This window comes from Paenibacillus zanthoxyli JH29 (genome assembly GCF_000520715.1).
GTDB lineage: Bacteria > Bacillota > Bacilli > Paenibacillales > Paenibacillaceae > Paenibacillus_AQ > Paenibacillus_AQ zanthoxyli.
The window spans coordinates 1-15,767 of sequence record NZ_ASSD01000122.1 but is presented as its reverse complement, the minus strand read 5'-3'; the positions used below and the strand labels follow the sequence as shown (position 1 = coordinate 15,767).

At 51.6% G+C, this 15,767-nt stretch carries 13 protein-coding genes; 11 read left to right on the top strand and 2 right to left on the bottom strand.

What is annotated here, in order from left to right; translation table 11 throughout:
* The 6 genes from L691_RS0104900 to L691_RS0104875 form a co-directional block, all read left to right on the top strand.
* Positions 1-1,981: non-ribosomal peptide synthetase (locus L691_RS0104900; protein ID WP_025689140.1), on the top strand; the 1,981-nt coding region annotated here is incomplete at its 5' end.
* A gap of 35 nt (positions 1,982-2,016) precedes the next feature.
* Positions 2,017-2,916 carry a thioesterase domain-containing protein gene (locus L691_RS0104895; protein WP_025689139.1) on the top strand — a complete coding sequence of 300 codons (900 nt, stop codon included), beginning with the start codon at positions 2,017-2,019 and terminating at the stop codon, positions 2,914-2,916.
* 67 nt (positions 2,917-2,983) lie between these two features.
* The gene (locus L691_RS27845) at positions 2,984-3,745 is read left to right on the top strand and encodes an acyl-CoA dehydratase activase (RefSeq protein WP_036735356.1); all 762 of its coding nucleotides are present in this window, start codon (positions 2,984-2,986) and stop codon (positions 3,743-3,745) included.
* A 26-nt stretch (positions 3,746-3,771) separates the two neighbouring features.
* Complete coding sequence (locus L691_RS0104885; protein WP_025689137.1) at positions 3,772-5,157, top strand: MATE family efflux transporter; 1,386 nt, start codon at positions 3,772-3,774, stop codon at positions 5,155-5,157.
* Positions 5,158-5,192: 35 nt separating this feature from the next.
* Complete coding sequence (locus tag L691_RS0104880; protein WP_025689136.1) at positions 5,193-6,302, top strand: 2-hydroxyacyl-CoA dehydratase subunit D; 1,110 nt, start codon at positions 5,193-5,195, stop codon at positions 6,300-6,302.
* 12 nt (positions 6,303-6,314) lie between these two features.
* The gene (locus L691_RS0104875; protein ID WP_025689135.1) at positions 6,315-7,553 is read left to right on the top strand and encodes a 2-hydroxyacyl-CoA dehydratase family protein; all 1,239 of its coding nucleotides are present in this window, start codon (positions 6,315-6,317) and stop codon (positions 7,551-7,553) included.
* Positions 7,554-7,610: 57 nt separating this feature from the next.
* Here L691_RS0104875 and L691_RS0104870 read toward each other — a convergent pair whose 3' ends face one another.
* Positions 7,611-8,300, bottom strand: coding sequence for a 4'-phosphopantetheinyl transferase family protein (locus L691_RS0104870; RefSeq protein WP_025689134.1), 690 nt, complete (start codon positions 8,298-8,300; stop codon positions 7,611-7,613).
* 200 nt (positions 8,301-8,500) lie between these two features.
* Between L691_RS0104870 and L691_RS0104865 the strand changes: the two genes are divergently transcribed.
* The 5 genes from L691_RS0104865 to L691_RS0104845 all read left to right on the top strand — a co-directional run bounded on the left by L691_RS0104865 (position 8,501) and on the right by L691_RS0104845 (position 15,275).
* Complete coding sequence (locus tag L691_RS0104865; protein WP_025689133.1) at positions 8,501-9,274, top strand: NUDIX domain-containing protein; 774 nt, start codon at positions 8,501-8,503, stop codon at positions 9,272-9,274.
* Between the two features lie 61 nt (positions 9,275-9,335).
* Positions 9,336-9,887: a cysteine hydrolase family protein gene (locus L691_RS0104860; RefSeq protein WP_025689132.1), complete on the top strand. Its 552-nt coding sequence runs from the start codon at positions 9,336-9,338 to the stop codon at positions 9,885-9,887.
* A 54-nt stretch (positions 9,888-9,941) separates the two neighbouring features.
* Positions 9,942-11,426, top strand: coding sequence for a nicotinate phosphoribosyltransferase (locus tag L691_RS0104855; protein ID WP_051459301.1), 1,485 nt, complete (start codon positions 9,942-9,944; stop codon positions 11,424-11,426).
* 509 nt (positions 11,427-11,935) lie between these two features.
* Positions 11,936-12,946 (top strand): 2-oxoacid:acceptor oxidoreductase family protein, encoded by a 1,011-nt coding sequence (locus L691_RS0104850; protein ID WP_025689130.1) that lies wholly within the window; start codon positions 11,936-11,938, stop codon positions 12,944-12,946.
* A 25-nt stretch (positions 12,947-12,971) separates the two neighbouring features.
* Positions 12,972-15,275, top strand: a complete 2,304-nt coding sequence (locus tag L691_RS0104845) for a thiamine pyrophosphate-dependent enzyme (protein ID WP_025689129.1) — start codon at positions 12,972-12,974, stop codon at positions 15,273-15,275.
* A 114-nt stretch (positions 15,276-15,389) separates the two neighbouring features.
* Here L691_RS0104845 and L691_RS27840 read toward each other — a convergent pair.
* On the bottom strand, positions 15,390-15,767 hold a 378-nt coding region (locus L691_RS27840; protein ID WP_198022977.1), incomplete at its 5' end, for a transposase.

The following is a 15,767-nucleotide window of genomic DNA, read 5'->3' as shown; positions in this document are numbered from 1 at the left end:
CAACACCGACCTGTTCCGGCCGGAGACGGTGCGCCGGCTGCTGAAGATGTACGGCCATCTGCTGGAGGACATTGCCGAAAGGCCGGATGCGTGGGTGAAGGAGCTGCGGATGACGGACGCGGCTGAGCGGGAGAAGCTGGTTAAGGAATTCAACGATATCCGTGCAGCCTATCCGACGGGCAAATGCATCCATGAGCTGTTCGAGGAACAGGCAGGCCGCACCCCGGACGCGATCGCGCTATGCGGAGCGGGTACGGCTTGGACCTACGCCGAGCTGAATGCGAGATCCAACCGGCTGGCCCGTACGCTGCAAAGCCGGGGAATCGGCCCCGAGTCCGTCGTGGCCATTCTGGCAGGACGTTCTCCCCAAATGATACTCGGCATACTTGCCATTCTGAAGGCAGGCGGCGCTTATTTGCCTATTGATCCTTCTTATCCGCCGGAGCGTATCGGATTTATGCTGCGGGACAGCGGCGCGGCGCTTGTACTTGTCCAGGTAGGAACACCGGGACAAAGCAATACTTGGATAGAAGCTGGGTATGCGGGTGTCGAAGTTGTCGAAGTCGATGTGCAGGAGGAAGGAGCGGCTATAGGCGGTGCGCCCGATTGCGCTAATCTGGTGAACACAAGCAAGCCAGGCACTCTGGCGTATATCATGTATACCTCCGGTTCAACCGGACAGCCGAAGGGCGTAATGGTGGAACATCGCAATGTCGTCCGGCTGGTGAAGAACGGGGGATATATAGAGCTTCAGGAAGGGATGAGACTCCTGCTGACCGGCTCGCCTTCGTTCGATGCGACCACCTTCGAAATATGGGGCGCCTTGTTAAATGGTCTAACGCTGTATGTAGCGGAAGAAGATGTTTTGCTGAGAGCCGATAAGCTGGGGGCTTTTATCGCGGAACATCAAATGGATCTGCTGTTTCTGACGACTCCCTTATTCCATCAGTTGGCGGAACAAAAGCCGGATCTGTTCAAGCCCCTGACTGCGTTGCTCGTAGGCGGTGATGTACTGCCGGTGAAGCCTGCGGCGCGGGTTCGGGAAGCCTGTCCCGGATTAACTCTGCTGAATATGTACGGGCCTACGGAAAATACAACGTTTACCACCTTCCACAAGGTTAGTGAGGAGACGGGAAGCCGGGTTCCGATCGGCAAACCGATTGCGAACACGACGGTATACATTATGGACGGTTACGGAAATCTGCTGCCGCCGGGCGTTGCGGGTGAGCTGTGGATAGGCGGCGACGGTCTGGCCCGTGGATATATGAACCGGCCCGATCTGAATGCGGAGAAATTTAGCTCCGCTTCGTTTCTTCCGAACGAACGTTTATACCGATCGGGAGACCTGGCAAGATGGCTGCCGGATGGGAGCATTGAGTTCTTAGGCAGGATCGACCAGCAGGTGAAAATACGCGGCTACCGGATCGAGCCCGGGGAAATCGAGCGGGTATTGATCAGCCATCCCGATATCCGGGAAGCGGTGGTCGTTGTCAATGAGACGCGGGATGGCGAGAAACGCATCGTCGCTTACCTTGTTCTGCAAGAGGCGGGGAAAGGTAGCGCCCAAACGTGGCGCACTTTTCTGGAGGGGCATTTGCCGTCTTACATGATTCCCTCCTTGTTCATTCCGCTTGACTCCCTGGTCTTGAAGGCAAACGGCAAGGTTGACTTGGCGGCGCTGCCCGATCCGGGAGAAGCTCCTGTGCTGTATGGTGCGGAGAAGCAAGCGCCCCAGTCAGATACGGAACAAAAATTGGCGGAGTTGATTAAAAAAGTGCTTCATCTTGGTGAAGTGAATATGAACGACAATTTATATCTTCTGGGCGGAAACTCTCTGCTGTTCATCAATGTGGCGATGGAAGTCGAAAAGTTGTTTCATGTCGAGCTTTCTATTATGGATGTCATGGAATCCGCTACGGTAAGAGAGCTTTCAGCGAAGGTGGAGCAACTCTTGGGAGACGACCTGCTCTTGAACAGGTAACTGGCAACCGAATTTGAAAAAGGAGGGAACGCGGCATGAACGCGCCGACTAACGGCAGCTTGTCTTCCTCCTGGCCTTACCCGGCCAGAACCCGGCCGATTTTGCTCGGACGGGGAGTGAGACCCAAGAGAACATTGTTTCTCATCCATGACGGAACCGGAGGAATTGAAGGCTATTTCAAGCTGTGCGCCCGAATTCGGTACGACTTCTCCGTATACGGAATCTTGTACAATGAATTTAGTGATGGCGCTCCTCAGACGTTGTCTATTCCGCAACTGTCCAGGGATTATATCGGCAGATTAGCGGAAATACAGCCATCGGGGCCCTACTATTTAGCCGGCTGGTCAATAGGAGGAACGATTGCGTTTGAGATGGCGAGCCAGTTGGAAGCCGGCGGTCACGAAGTCGCCTTTTGCGGGCTGTTTGATCCGCCTCCGCCGGGATATTACCCGGCCGAATCGCAGGATAGCCTTACCTTGCAAGCAGAGCTGGAATGGCTGTCGAAGTATGCCGTGTCCCAGGTGGACAAGAACCGGCTTGCGCAGTGCCGTAGCCTGGACGAATTATGGCGGACATTCGCCGATCAGGAAGAGGAAGGCGGCATCGACTCCAGCCTTTTTCGGCGGACGATAGCGGATCAGTGGCAGGTTCCGGCGCTGAGTGTCTCCAAAGCCCCGTTTCGCGAATGGTTATGCTCCTTCAATACGATACGGAGTCTGCATGCGGCGAGAACGGAGTATGAGCCTGACCGTCATCTGGCGTCGCCTGTCCATCTGTTCGCCGCCACCGGCTCGCCGATTCCGGAGCTTCCGGAATGGGGCCGGTATTGCGAGACGCTAAAGATGTATGCTTTACAGGGGGACCATTATTCAATCTTTGATCATGAGCATGTGGAATCTTCAGCCATTCAGCTAAACGCTGCGCTGCCAGAGTAATGCCGGACAATCCGCACGGGCGTATGAACGGAGACAAAATAATATTAATGCAAAGGGGATGTCTTCCATGATATCAGTGGGAATCGATATCGGATCGCTGTCCACGAAGTCGGCGATTCTAAAAGACAAGCAGGAAGTTATAGCCTATGATGTCGTTTATACGGGAGGTAACAACAGAGCCTCCGCGGAAATCACTTACCGCAATGTGCTTGAAAAGGCGGGATTGTCGGAGCAAGACGTCGACGTCGTAGTGACGACAGGATATGGACGGGAAAATGTGCCTTTTTCCAATAAGAACGCTTCGGAAATTATCTGCCATGCCAAAGGCATGCATTTTCTTAATCCGGAAATCCGGACCATTCTTGATATCGGCGGACAGGACAGCAAAGCCATTCAAATCGACGAAAACGGCGGTGTGGTCAATTTCATGATGAATGACAAATGCGCGGCCGGCTGCGGCAAATTTCTCGATATTATCGCCCGGGCGCTTAATGTCAAGCTGGAGGACCTGGGCGAACTTTCCCGCGAAGCGGACACCTCGGCGCGAATCAGCAGCATGTGTACAGTATTTGCGGAAACGGAAGTGGTCTCCCTTGTCGCGGTCGGAACACCGGCTCCCAATATCATTCGGGGCGTGCATGATTCTATCGCCACAAGAGCCGTCGCCTTGCTCAAATCCGTCGGTATCCAGGGGCCGCTGGGGATGAGCGGAGGCGTTGCCAAAAATGTCGGCGTGATCAGCGCGCTTGAAGACATTCTGAAACAACCGGTAAACGTGACCAGTTACCCGCAGGTTACGGGTGCGATCGGGGCCGCTTTTATCGCCTGATTTGCAAGCAAATGGAGGAGTAACCTTTGAAAACTTTATCACCTGATATCACGTATCGTTCGATTATCGGCATTACCTATCCGATCATCCTGTCCATGTTCTCCATGAACATTATGGTGTTTGCCGACCGGGCTTTTGTGGCGAGGTATGATCTGGTCGAGTTTGCGGCCACGCTTCCCGCAGGAAACACCGCAACGGCTATCGCGAATTTGTTCATCGGAATGATCGCCTTTGTCTCTACCCTCATTTCCCAGTATTACGGAGCGGGTAAGTACGAACGATGCGCATCCTCCATGTGGCAAGGGGTTTATCTGAGTATCCTATTTTCGGCCGTACTGCTGCTGCTCTCGCCGTGGACTTCGTTAATGTTCGACATGTTGGGACATACAGGCGAGCTTCTTGTCTATGAAAAAAGATTTTTTCATCTGATCCTGCTGTCAAGCTGCGTGCAATTGTTCTCAACCTCCGTCTCAGGACTGTTTCGGGGAGTAGGCGACACCAAGATCATTATGATTGCGGCAATCGCCGGTAACCTGTGTAATATTGCACTCGATTGGCTGCTGATTTTCGGCAATCTCGGTTTTCCCGAAATGGGCGGCATCAACGGAGCGGGCACGGCTACAATCGTAGGCTGCCTGTTTACCCTCATTATTTATCTGGCCATGCTCTTTCTGCCTAAATACAAGGACAGCTTCGGCAGTCTCCGGAATTTCAGGCCGGATAAGGAAGCCATTCTGAAAGTGATCCGTTTTGGTTTTCCTGCGGGAATTCAGGCTTTTGTTCAGACAGGCTATTACAGCTTGCTGCTGATTATTATCGGAGGGATTGGCGAAGTATCCCTGGCTGCCGCCAACATTGTTTTTACCATTGAAGGTCTGTCCATCTTTCCCGTATTGGGGCTTGGCACAGCCGTTGGCATTGTAGCGGCTCAGGAGAGAGGGGCAGGTCGGTCGGAGCGGATTCCAACTGTGGTAAGGAAAGGAATCATGCTGAGCCTGGTCTTCAGCGCCTTGATCATTGTTCTGTTCAACGTGCTGCCCGTCGCTCTAATCTCGATCTTCCAGGATCACGATAACCGGGGGATGTTTGAGCACATCAAGCAGGCGGCCCTTCCGCTCGTCCGGATCACATCCGTATGGATTGCGTTCGATACGATGGTCATTCTCCTTACCAATGTGCTGAAGTCGATCGGCGACACCTTTTTCATTATGGTGGTTTATTTGACGATGCCGGTAATTTTTTACCTTGTTTTCCCTTACTGGATTTGTGTTGTCCATGGCCGCCCGTTAATTTGGATATGGTGGGATTTGCTGATCTATACATTCTTGATGCTGGGTCTCGTCACTGTCCGGTTCAGGAGCGGCAGATGGAAGAGGATTCACGTTATCCATTCGCAAGCTGCGGATGCATAGCCGAACTGCCAATAATGTGAAACAGGAGGAGCGATATGATTGAGCAAGCGGAAATCTTTGCTTTGATGAACCGGAACCGAGCCGAATTCGTTAAATCGGCGGGCAGACCTGCTATTGGCTGGCTGTCGATCTATACGCCCGAAGAAATTTTGGATGCGGCGGGTCTGGTTCCTTTCCGCATTACAGGAGAGTTTGCGCAGAACACTTCGGAAGCCGGCTCGATGCTTTGCAGCAATTTTTGCTCGTACTTGCTTCATTCCCTTAGCGAGGGCATTGAAGGGATTTACGATTTTGCCGACGGAATGGTCATTGTCGATGAATGCGATTGGCGTAAAAGACTGTACGAAGCATGGAAAAAACAATTAAATCCGCCGTTTACCTACTTTTTGGAGCTTCCAAAGGTGATTACGCCGGAATCCAAAGCCTATTTCAGACTCCAGCTCAAGAAGTGGGTTGCGGCGTTGGAATCGCATTATCAGATCCAGATCACAGGCGAAGCGCTGCGGCGTTCCATTTCGCTTCACAACGAAACGCGGACACTGCTCCAGCGGTTGTACAAGCTTAGACAGTCGGACCGTAGTCCGGTGACGGGCATGGAGGCGCTGCAAATCATGAAGGCCGCAACCGCGGGCCGCAAGGAAGAATTTAACCGGGAACTGGCGAGATTTCTGGATGACGTAGAAGCGCGCAATGAACCGCAGGCGAAGCCGCATCGCGTCTTAGTGTGCGGCAGCTATTTTGACCAGCCCGAACTGGTGGAAATCATCGAACAGACCGGAGCGCGGATTGTCTGCGAAGATACGAGCATCGGCATCAAATATGCGGAGGGCCGCATTGAGGAGAACGAAGACCCTCTTACGGCAATCGCCGATTACTATCTTGAAAAAGCGACCTGTGCTCGAATGTACGACTCGGATATCCGCCTGAACCATTTGCTGGACCTTATCGAGACTTACAAGGCCGATTCCGTGATCTATTTCACATTGAAATTTTGCGATATTTACCTTATGGACTATCCCTACGTGATGAGCCGTCTGCAGCAGCAGGGTATTTCCGTCTTGTTTATTGAAGGCGAGCAGCAAATGTCCAATATTCAAAGCATTAAGACGCGGGTTCAGACCTTTCTTGAAACCCGGATGTTCTGAAAGGAGACGCCGATGAATCTATTTGAAGTTACGGACAGCGACCGCAAGTCGCAGTACCGGAATATGTCGGAGGTGCTGGAGGCCTGCCGTATCCAGGATTTGTCCAGCAGCACGAACTTGAAGGCAAGCCGGATTCGGTCGCTGCTTAATGCTTACCGTCTCTCCAAAGCTTATGAGCCGGATTCGAAGGTTGCCTATGTCGTCGAGCAGTTTCCCAACGAGCTGGTGTACGCGTTGGGGATGATTCCGTGGAATATCGAATCGATGGCTATTCTTTTAGCCCAGCATGGGTGTGCGGATTCGTTCATCAATCTGACGCAGCAGAATAACGTTTCCCGGGATATTTGTTCTTTTCTGCGCGGATCGTTGGGTGTTATCATGGCCAACTGCTATCCGAATCCGGATATCGTACTTGCCAATGACCAGCCCTGTGATTGCTTGAGCAAATTGGCCAATATCACCAGCAAAAATTACCGCAGTCCGTTCTTTTCAATTTCAACGCCGACGGAATTAAACGAAGATACGCTGGATTATCTGGCCGGGCAGCAGAGAAGGCTGATGAAGGACATGGCGGCGGCGCTGAATATGGAGTTTAACGAAGCGGATCTTGACCGAACTGTCGGTCATTCCAACGAAGCCAGAGAGTACTATTGCAAGACGCTGGAATTATTACGGGACTACCGGCTGCCGGGTGTTGCAAGAGAAATGTTGGAGATCTTCGGAATGAACGCTTTCGGAATACCGGAAAATGTGCAATTATGCAAAACGTTGTACCAGGAAGCGTTAGAGATGAGCAAAAAGCCGGAGAACAAAAGAAGCGGGAAGCGGGTGCTCTGGGCGGGACAAGCCCCGGACGGTTCGCATGAAATCATGCAGTATGTGGAGAAGGAAGTGGAGGTCATTTTTTGGGCTCCGCTCTGGAACAGCAATATGATGAAGCTCGACCCGGACGATCCTTACCGCAGCATTGCCCAAAGGGCCATCGAATATCATTGGCATATGGAGAGGTTTCAGGCCAATTTGGCCGAGGTATGCGACACTTATGGGATTGACGGCATCGTCATTTCCAATGCGTGGGGCTGCCGGAATATGCTGGCGCTAAGCCCGATGCTGCGGGAAGTATGCGGGGAAAAGAAGATCAAATACTTAACCATTAATGTGGATTTTATGGACCGGAACAACTATGCATTCAATCATGTGAAGAACAGAATTGACGCTTTCCTGGAGATCCTGAAGCAGTCTCATCTTTAACGCGCAGAGCGACATCACGTTGGCCATTGTTCTATGTACACAGAGAGCAATGGCTTTTTACATTTCCTCCAACATCCGGCATAAAGCGGGAAAAGGCATGAGCTTGAACTGGTCCGGAATGTCTTCCGTTTCGGCGCAAGCTGAAAGGGAATGCCGGTCATCGGCTTTAAAGCTTTTAAAGTGGAATCGGCGTGCTTCCGGAGAGAACCATTCATTATCCCCTTTTTGCACTAGTGAAAAATCATTAAAGGGTATAGACAGTCCCTTCCCCATGGCTTTAACATAGCTTTCTTTAAGGGTCCACAGACGAAAGAAGTATTCCAACCGATCCTTACCCTGCTTCATCATCAGATCGCGATATTCGGTTTCCGCAAAAAAACGTTCCGCAATCTCCATATGTACAGGCTTGATTTCCTCAACGTCCACCCCAAGCGCCTGCTGCCGCTGGTCCCAGATGATGACAACCCAATTGCCGGAATGGGAGAGGTTGAACGAAAAGCCGGGATCATCCGCAAGCGAAGGCTTGCCGTAATGATTAAAGACAAAGCGGAGCGCTCCATTTTTGCAGCCGATATATTGACAAGCCGTGACGCGGACGAGCAGTTCTCCCAATAAAGAACGATACAGATCTTCCGAACGCCGGTATTTTAAAAGTTTTTCTTTTTTTTCTTCGCTTACTTTGGTCATTAGCAGTTCCAAATCTTCCTGCTCAATGAATTCGGGAATTCGCAGCGCAATGATTTCCATATCGATTCTCCCTTGAATGGTGTATAAATACAATTCTGCAAAAATGGTAAAAGCCCTTTCTCCGGCCACAAAAGCCATCTGAGGCGCCACTAGAATGGAATATGTAACTTTATGATACAAGGTTGTTGATTTTCGAAGTTTAGGTTTGGTAACATCTAAGGATACGATCAACTAAATTAGCTGCGGCAAAGGATGGATTTATGGTGAGCCAGAACGGGGAACAACGCTACAACGCCAAAAAATACCGCACTCCGGATGGTGTTCCGGCCGATATCGTCATGTTTACCTTAACGAAACGCGAGCGAAAGACCGTCACCAAGACGCTTCCGATCCGTGAACTGAGAGTCATGCTGATTAAGCGAAAGAAGTGGCCTTGCGAGGGAATGTGGGCGCTTCCGGGCGGATTTTGCCAGGAGGACGAGTCGATATATGATGCGGCTAAGCGGGAATTAAAAGAAGAGACGGGGGTCGATGGCGGCCACCTGGAATACTTGGGGGTGTACAGTACGCCGGGACGAGACCCGCGCGGATGGATTATCAGCCATGCTTTCTTTGCGCTGGTTGAGGAATGGATGCTTGAGCAAAGACAGGCTTCGGATGATGCGGGAGAGGTTGGCCTGTTTACGCTGCAGGAAGCGCTGGAAGAGCTGGAGCTGGCTTTTGACCATCACGCCATCATTTCGGAAGCCTACCTGCGCATTCAGCAGCAGATGCTGCAGACCACGATTGCGAAGCAGTTCCTGCCGCGTCATTTTACGCTAAGCGAGCTGTATCAGGTCATTCAGACCGTGGTGCCGGAGTTCAAGGAGCCGAACTTTATCCGTAAAATCACTTCCACACGCAGCCGCCAGGGCATTTTGCAGGAAGTGCGGGACGAGGACGGTAATCCGCTGAGCTCCAACCAATATTCCCAGCGTCCGGCGCAGCTGTATATGTTTACCGATCATCAGCCGCTGCTGTCCATTTATACGTAAGCTTGAGCTTGGTTTGGCCCTGGGGGAGAAGCTGAGATGAATCAGGAGGAGGCACGCTTGCATGAGAGCGCTGATCGTAATCGATTATACGAAGGATTTTGTCGACGGCAGCCTGCCGGTGGGACAGCCGGGGATCGATATCGAGGAAAGGATCTGCCGTTTGACGGAGGAATTTACAGTGAACGGCGATTTTGTGGTGATGGCCGTGGACTTGCATGAGCAGGATGATGCCTATCATCCGGAGAGCTGGCTGTTTCCGCCCCATAATCTTCGGGGAACCGAAGGAAGGGAGCTGTACGGAAGGCTGAAGGATGTATATGAATTCCGCCGGGATGACATCTACTGGATGGACAAGACCCGCTACAGCGCTTTTTGCGGCACGGGCCTGGAACTGAAGCTTCGCGAGCGGGGGATTACTGAGCTGCACCTGATCGGTGTATGTACGGATATATGCGTATTACATACCGCAGTAGATGCTTATAATAAAGGCTTTTCGATTGTTGTGCATGAGGACGCCGTAGCCAGCTTCAATCCGGGGGGACATTCTTGGGCGCTGGGGCATTTTGCCGGAAGTCTGGGCGCCAAAGTGGTTAAAGACGCAAGGTCATTATAACCATATATCTTGATGAGATGAGGAGCGGCGAACAGCCGCTTTTCCCGCCTATACATGAACAGTGCGGCAACGACAGGAGATGACGAGTTGAACAGAGAGCTTGCTTTGCATACGGATAAATATCAGATTAATATGATGTACGCCCATTGGGTGAACGGCACCCATAAGCGCCGCGCCGTGTTTGAAGCTTATTTCCGCAAGCTGCCTTTTGGCAACGGTTTTGCCGTATTTGCCGGCCTTGAACGGATCGTAAATTATGTCAGAAACCTCCGGTTTTCAGAGGAAGACATCCGCTATCTGTCCGAGCAGGAAGAGAATTATGCTCCGGCCTTCCTGGAGGATCTCCTGCAGTTCCACTTCCAAGGCACGATCTATTCCATGAAGGAAGGCGCTTTGGTGTTTCCGGAAGAGCCCCTGATCCGGGTGGAGGGCACGATTATGGAAGCCCAGCTTGTGGAGACAGCCATTCTTAATTTCATGAATTTCCAGACGCTGATCGCAACGAAGGCGTCACGGATCAAGCAGGTGGCTGGGGACGATATTTTGCTTGAGTTCGGCACAAGGAGAGCTCAGGAAGCCGACGCGGCGATCTGGGGCACCCGTGCAGCGTATATCGGCGGCTTTGACGCGACGTCCAATATGCTGGCAAGCCGGATGTTCGGCATTCCTGCCAAGGGAACTCACGCGCACTCCTGGGTACAGAGCTTCGGAAGCGAGCAGGAAGCCTTCGATACGTACGCTAAGGTGCTGCCTGATGGAGTCACGCTGCTTGTTGACACGTTCGATACACTGCGCAGCGGCGTGCCGAATGCGATTGCGACAGCCAAGAAGCTGGAAGCCGCAGGTAAGCGCATGAATGCGATCCGGCTGGACAGCGGAGATTTGGCCTATTTGTCTATTCAGGCGCGTAAGATGCTGGATGAAGCGGGACTTCAGTACGTCAAAATCGTCGCAAGCAACGATCTGGATGAGAACACGATCTCCAATCTGAAGCTGCAGGGAGCGGCCATTGACACTTGGGGTGTCGGCACACAGCTGATTACCGCATCCGACCAGCCTTCTCTGGGCGGCGTGTACAAGCTGGTGGAGATCGAATCCAAGGATGGGGAGATGGTGCCGACCATTAAGATATCCTCCAACCCTGAGAAGGTGTCCACGCCCGGTAAAAAGGATGTATACCGCATTATCGGAACGAGCGGAAGGGCCTTGGCTGACTATATCTGTTTTCCAGGCGAGGACGCCCTGCAAAGCGGCCGCCCGCTGAAGCTGTTTAATCCGCTGCATCCCTATTTGCAGAAGAAAGTTGACCGCTATGAGGCGCTGCCGATGCTGGAGCCGATCTTTGTGAACGGCTTTCAAGTATATACTCTTCCGGGGCTGGACGAGATTCGCCGCTACCACAAGGAGCAGCTGAGCTTGTTCTGGCCGGAATATTTGCGGAAATTAAATCCGGAGGTGTACCGGGTTAACCTTAGTGAGAGGGTTTGGAACCGGAAGCAGGAGCTGATTAAGGAACATATGCCGGCAGACCGGGAATAAGGCAGCAAAATTCGGCTAAAAATATTTGATATTTTTGTGAAAATCATCTTGCATTACTTTCATTTTCGAAGACTACAGAAAAACGGTGAAAAATGAACTCTCTTCGATGGCTTTTGCGGCCTTGGGGAGAGTTTTTTTTTTGTGAGATTCAGAATTTTTCATGCCATTATTTTTTTCTTTCATATAATGTGATTTTGATCATTATGGATGTGATGAATTTAACATAAAATTTTAGATTATTTTGCTAGATTAAAGGTAACAAATGTCACAGGCAACCGAAAGACACCTTTTGTACACATTTAGCGATTTCTATGGAAGCTTTCTTCCTCTTTCTGTTACGCAGCCCTGTCGCATATAAGAGAATCAATTGCGATTTATAAATTTTTATGATTCTCTTAAGTCATTTTGTGCAAGATTTATCACTTCGCTTGATGTAGAATCAGGGTACAATTTTGAAAAAGTCAATGAGAATGTTATCCTAGCTGACACAGAGGAAAGGGGTTATGTCGGTGGTACAATTACCGAAAGTGAACGAACTTGGGTTTTTCGAGATCCGTCTCGAATCCATAGGAGGTCTCGGCGCGAACCTTGCCGGTAAAATGCTGGCTGAAGCAGGGGTAGTAGGCGCGAATTTGAATGGCGTCAGCTTCTCGTCTTATGGTTCGGAGAAGAAAGGTTCGCCGGTTAAAGCGCATATCCGTTTCTGCGATTTGAATACGCCGATCCGCGATACTTCGCCGGTTGAACGGCCGCATGTCGTTGCCGTGTTCCACGAAGCCATGGGCAAGATTGTTAATGTAACAAGCGGCATTACCGCAGAAAGCACCGTGCTGATCAACTCAGCGAAATCTCCCGAAGAGCTGAAGGAAATTCTTGGCGTAACTGCGGGCACAATCGCTGTTGTCGATGCGACCATTATCGCGCTGGAAGAGAAGAACCGCGTGAACATGGCGATGCTGGGCGGTCTGTTCCGTCTCTGTCCGTTCCTTGATCCTAATACAATGAAGAACGTTATCGAGAAGTCGCTCGGCAAGAAATACCCTCAAGCGGTTCAGTCGGCCATCACGACTTTCGACCGCGGCTACAATGAAGTGAAGTTCCAAACGTTTGAGCTGCCGGAAGGCGAGAGCATGCCGGAATTTGTACGGTCCGACATTTCGCCGCTCGGATACGAAACCCAGCCGATTGGCGGCACCATCACCAATCCGGGAACAAGCTTCCTGAAAGATCTCAGCATTTCCCGTTCCGGGCTTGTGCCGGTATATGACAACGAGTCCTGCATCAACTGCGCGGAGTGCGACACGGTTTGTCCGGATATGTGCTTCGTTTGGGAAGAAAAGGTCAATAAAAAAGGCAAATCGATGATGTTCCTGAAAGGGATCGATTATCAATACTGTAAAGGCTGTCTCAAATGCGTGGAAGCCTGCCCGACCTCCGCACTCTCCCGTTCGCGTGAGAAGGAAGGCTTCGCGGAAGCTAATACGGTCCGGCACACTTTTGATCTTGTAAACCAGATCTAAATCCCGAGAGAAAGGTGGAACACTAATGGCTATCGATTACGAAAAAGAAGTCGGCTCCGCCAAGGTGGAGCAGAAGTTTTTATATGAATCCGGCAATGAAATGGCGGCTTACGCTGCGCATCAAATCAACTATCATGTGATGGGCTATTTCCCGATCTCCCCGTCCACGGAGGTTGCGCAATTCCTCGATTCCATGAAAGCCAGCGGACAGCATGACATCATGCTGGTGCCTTCTGACGGCGAGCACAGCTCTGCGGGCATCTGTTACGGCGCATCCACCGCAGGCGGCCGCGTATTTAACGCGACAAGTGCCCAAGGCTACCTGTACATGCTGGAGCAGCTCCCGGTTCAATCCGGCACGCGGATGCCGATGGTCATGAACCTGATCTGCCGTTCCGTTTCCGGACCGCTGAACATTCATGGAGATCACTCCGACCTGTATTATGCGCTGAACACCGGCTGGCCGATCCTGATGTGCCCGGATCCACAGTCCGTATACGATATGAACATCATGGCAATCAAGCTGGCCGAGCATGCCAAGGTTCGCCTGCCCGTGCTGGTAGCGATGGACGGATACTTTACTTCTCACCAGAAGCGCCGCGTCCAAGCGATTGCGAACCGTGAAGATGTCCAAAGCTTTATCGGACCTCAACCGCAAGGTTATGACGATACGCTGGACCGTGAGAATCCGATTTCCGTCGGCCCTTATATGAACGAACCGGACTATATCAACAACAAATACCAACAATCCGTGGCGATGTACAATGCTGCGGAAGTATTCGAAGAAATCGCCAAAGAATATGGCGAGCTGACAGGCCGCCATTACCCGATCCTGTCGCAGTACCGGATGGAAGATGCCGAGGTTGCGGTATTCTTGATGAACTCCGCTTCCGAGATCATCAAGGACGTTGTCGATCAGCTTCGTGAGAAAGGCATTAAAGCCGGCGCCATTTCGCCGAACATGATCCGTCCGTTCCCGCAGAAGCAAATTGCCGAAGCGCTGAAGAACGTTAAAGCCATCACCGTCGGTGACCGCGCGGATTCTTTCGGAGCGCATGGCGGCAACATGGTTAACGAAATCAAGGCGGCTCTGTTCACTTACGGCAATACAACAACGAAAGTAATCAGCCGGATTTACGGTGTCGGCGGCAAGGACTTCTTTGCCGAAGACGGCCACAGCCTGTTCGAGATGGCTATTGAGGCAGCGGAAACCGGTGAAGTGAAAGTACCTTTCGATTATTACGGCCACAATCCGGGCGTTGCCGAAAGCGCGCCGAAGCGTGTGATCAAACCGCTTAAATTCGAGTCTCTCAAGACAGGCTTGATTACTGTGGACAAGGATGAGGAAACAGGCAAACTCAAGGTTAAGATTCCGCCAATGCGCAGCTTGACCGTTAAACCGAAGCGCTTGTCCCCGGGTCACGGTACTTGCCCAGGCTGCGGTATTTTCTCCGGCCTGGAGCTGTTCTTCAAAGGCATCGAAGGAGATGTCGTTGCTCTGTACCACACAGGCTGCGCCTTTGTTACGACGACCGGCTATCCTTATTCGTCGCATAAATCGACGTTCATCCATAACCTGTTCCAAAGTGGTGCCGCAACTATGTCCGGTGTGGTTGAAATGTTCTGGGAACGCAAACGCCGCGGCGAGCTTGATCATCTGAACCTGAAAGACGACTTTACCTTTGTCATGGTTACCGGCGACGGCGGCATGGACATCGGTATGGGGCCGGCAATCGGCGCCGCGCTTCGCGGACATAAGATGATCGTTCTGGAATATGACAATGAGGGCTACATGAATACGGGTGCACAGCAATCGTACTCGACGCCGATCGGTCACCGCACATCGACATCCAGCATCGGCAAGACGCAAAATGGTAAGGTGACGCAGCATAAAGATACTCCGCAAATTATGGCTGCCACCAATATTCCTTATGTGTTCACAGGCTGCGAAGCGTTCCCGCAGGATTTGGTGAAGAAAGCCGCCAAAGCCCAATGGTACGCTCAGAACGAAGGGCTTGTATACGGCAAAATCTTGTCTGCCTGCCCGCTGAATTGGATGACCGAAGACAATGTAGGCACCAAGCTGGTATCCCTGGCTGTCGATTCCTGCTTCTTCCCGCTGTATGAAGTGGAGCAAGGCGTTACCACGATTACGTACAATCCGGAAGAAAAGGAAAAACGCGTAGACGTTACCGAATGGCTCAAAGGCATGGGTAAAACCAAGCATCTGCTTAAGGAAGAGAACGAAGCTGCGCTGAACGGCTTCAAGGAAGAAGTAGAGCGCCGCTGGAGCCGCCTGAAAGCGAAGCACGAGCATCCGGAGCTGTAAGATCCGCTTGATTGCTTGAAAATGGAGCTGTCCCATAAGTAGATTTTCAAAGTCAGAGACAGTTCTTCTTCATTCTAGAAAACGCAAAAAGTCAGCAAAACAGCGATTCTCCGGTTATTGGAGAATCGCTGTTTTGCGTTTTTGGTCCACTGCGGCTTGTTTTAGTACATTATGGGCAAGGGAAAGCCACCCGACCTCAAGCGTCACTTTCTCCATGCCGCGAAGCAGAAATCGCCGGAAGCCCCGGTTGTTTTTCAGTTGTCCAAATACACTTTCGGGCTCCGTCATTCGACGTACGGCCAAGGCGTAACCTTCCTCACTTCGCAGAATTTCCCGAGCCTGTTTCTGATACCGCAGTCGTTCCAAACTGACGACCATTTCCCGATTTCCTGCCGCTTTTGTACAACGTTCCTTCAGCGGGCAGCCGTCGCAGTTTTGGCTTCGGTAATGACGTTTGCGATTGGCGTTCGCCTCGATTTTGGTTCCGTCCAC

What these genes read in the sequence shown, in the direction of transcription:
- L691_RS0104855 (WP_051459301.1), top strand. Translation starts at nt 9,942, where the DNA reads ATGAACAGTGCGGCAACGACAGGAGATGACGAGTTGAACAGAGAGCTT.
- L691_RS0104895 (WP_025689139.1), top strand. Translation starts at nt 2,017, where the DNA reads ATGAACGCGCCGACTAACGGCAGCTTGTCTTCCTCCTGGCCTTACCCG.
- L691_RS0104875 (WP_025689135.1), top strand. Translation starts at nt 6,315, where the DNA reads ATGAATCTATTTGAAGTTACGGACAGCGACCGCAAGTCGCAGTACCGG.
- L691_RS0104845 (WP_025689129.1), top strand. Translation starts at nt 12,972, where the DNA reads ATGGCTATCGATTACGAAAAAGAAGTCGGCTCCGCCAAGGTGGAGCAG.
- L691_RS0104880 (WP_025689136.1), top strand. Translation starts at nt 5,193, where the DNA reads ATGATTGAGCAAGCGGAAATCTTTGCTTTGATGAACCGGAACCGAGCC.
- L691_RS0104860 (WP_025689132.1), top strand. Translation starts at nt 9,336, where the DNA reads ATGAGAGCGCTGATCGTAATCGATTATACGAAGGATTTTGTCGACGGC.
- L691_RS0104870 (WP_025689134.1), bottom strand. Translation starts at nt 8,300, where the DNA reads ATGGAAATCATTGCGCTGCGAATTCCCGAATTCATTGAGCAGGAAGAT.
- L691_RS27845 (WP_036735356.1), top strand. Translation starts at nt 2,984, where the DNA reads ATGATATCAGTGGGAATCGATATCGGATCGCTGTCCACGAAGTCGGCG.
- L691_RS0104865 (WP_025689133.1), top strand. Translation starts at nt 8,501, where the DNA reads ATGGTGAGCCAGAACGGGGAACAACGCTACAACGCCAAAAAATACCGC.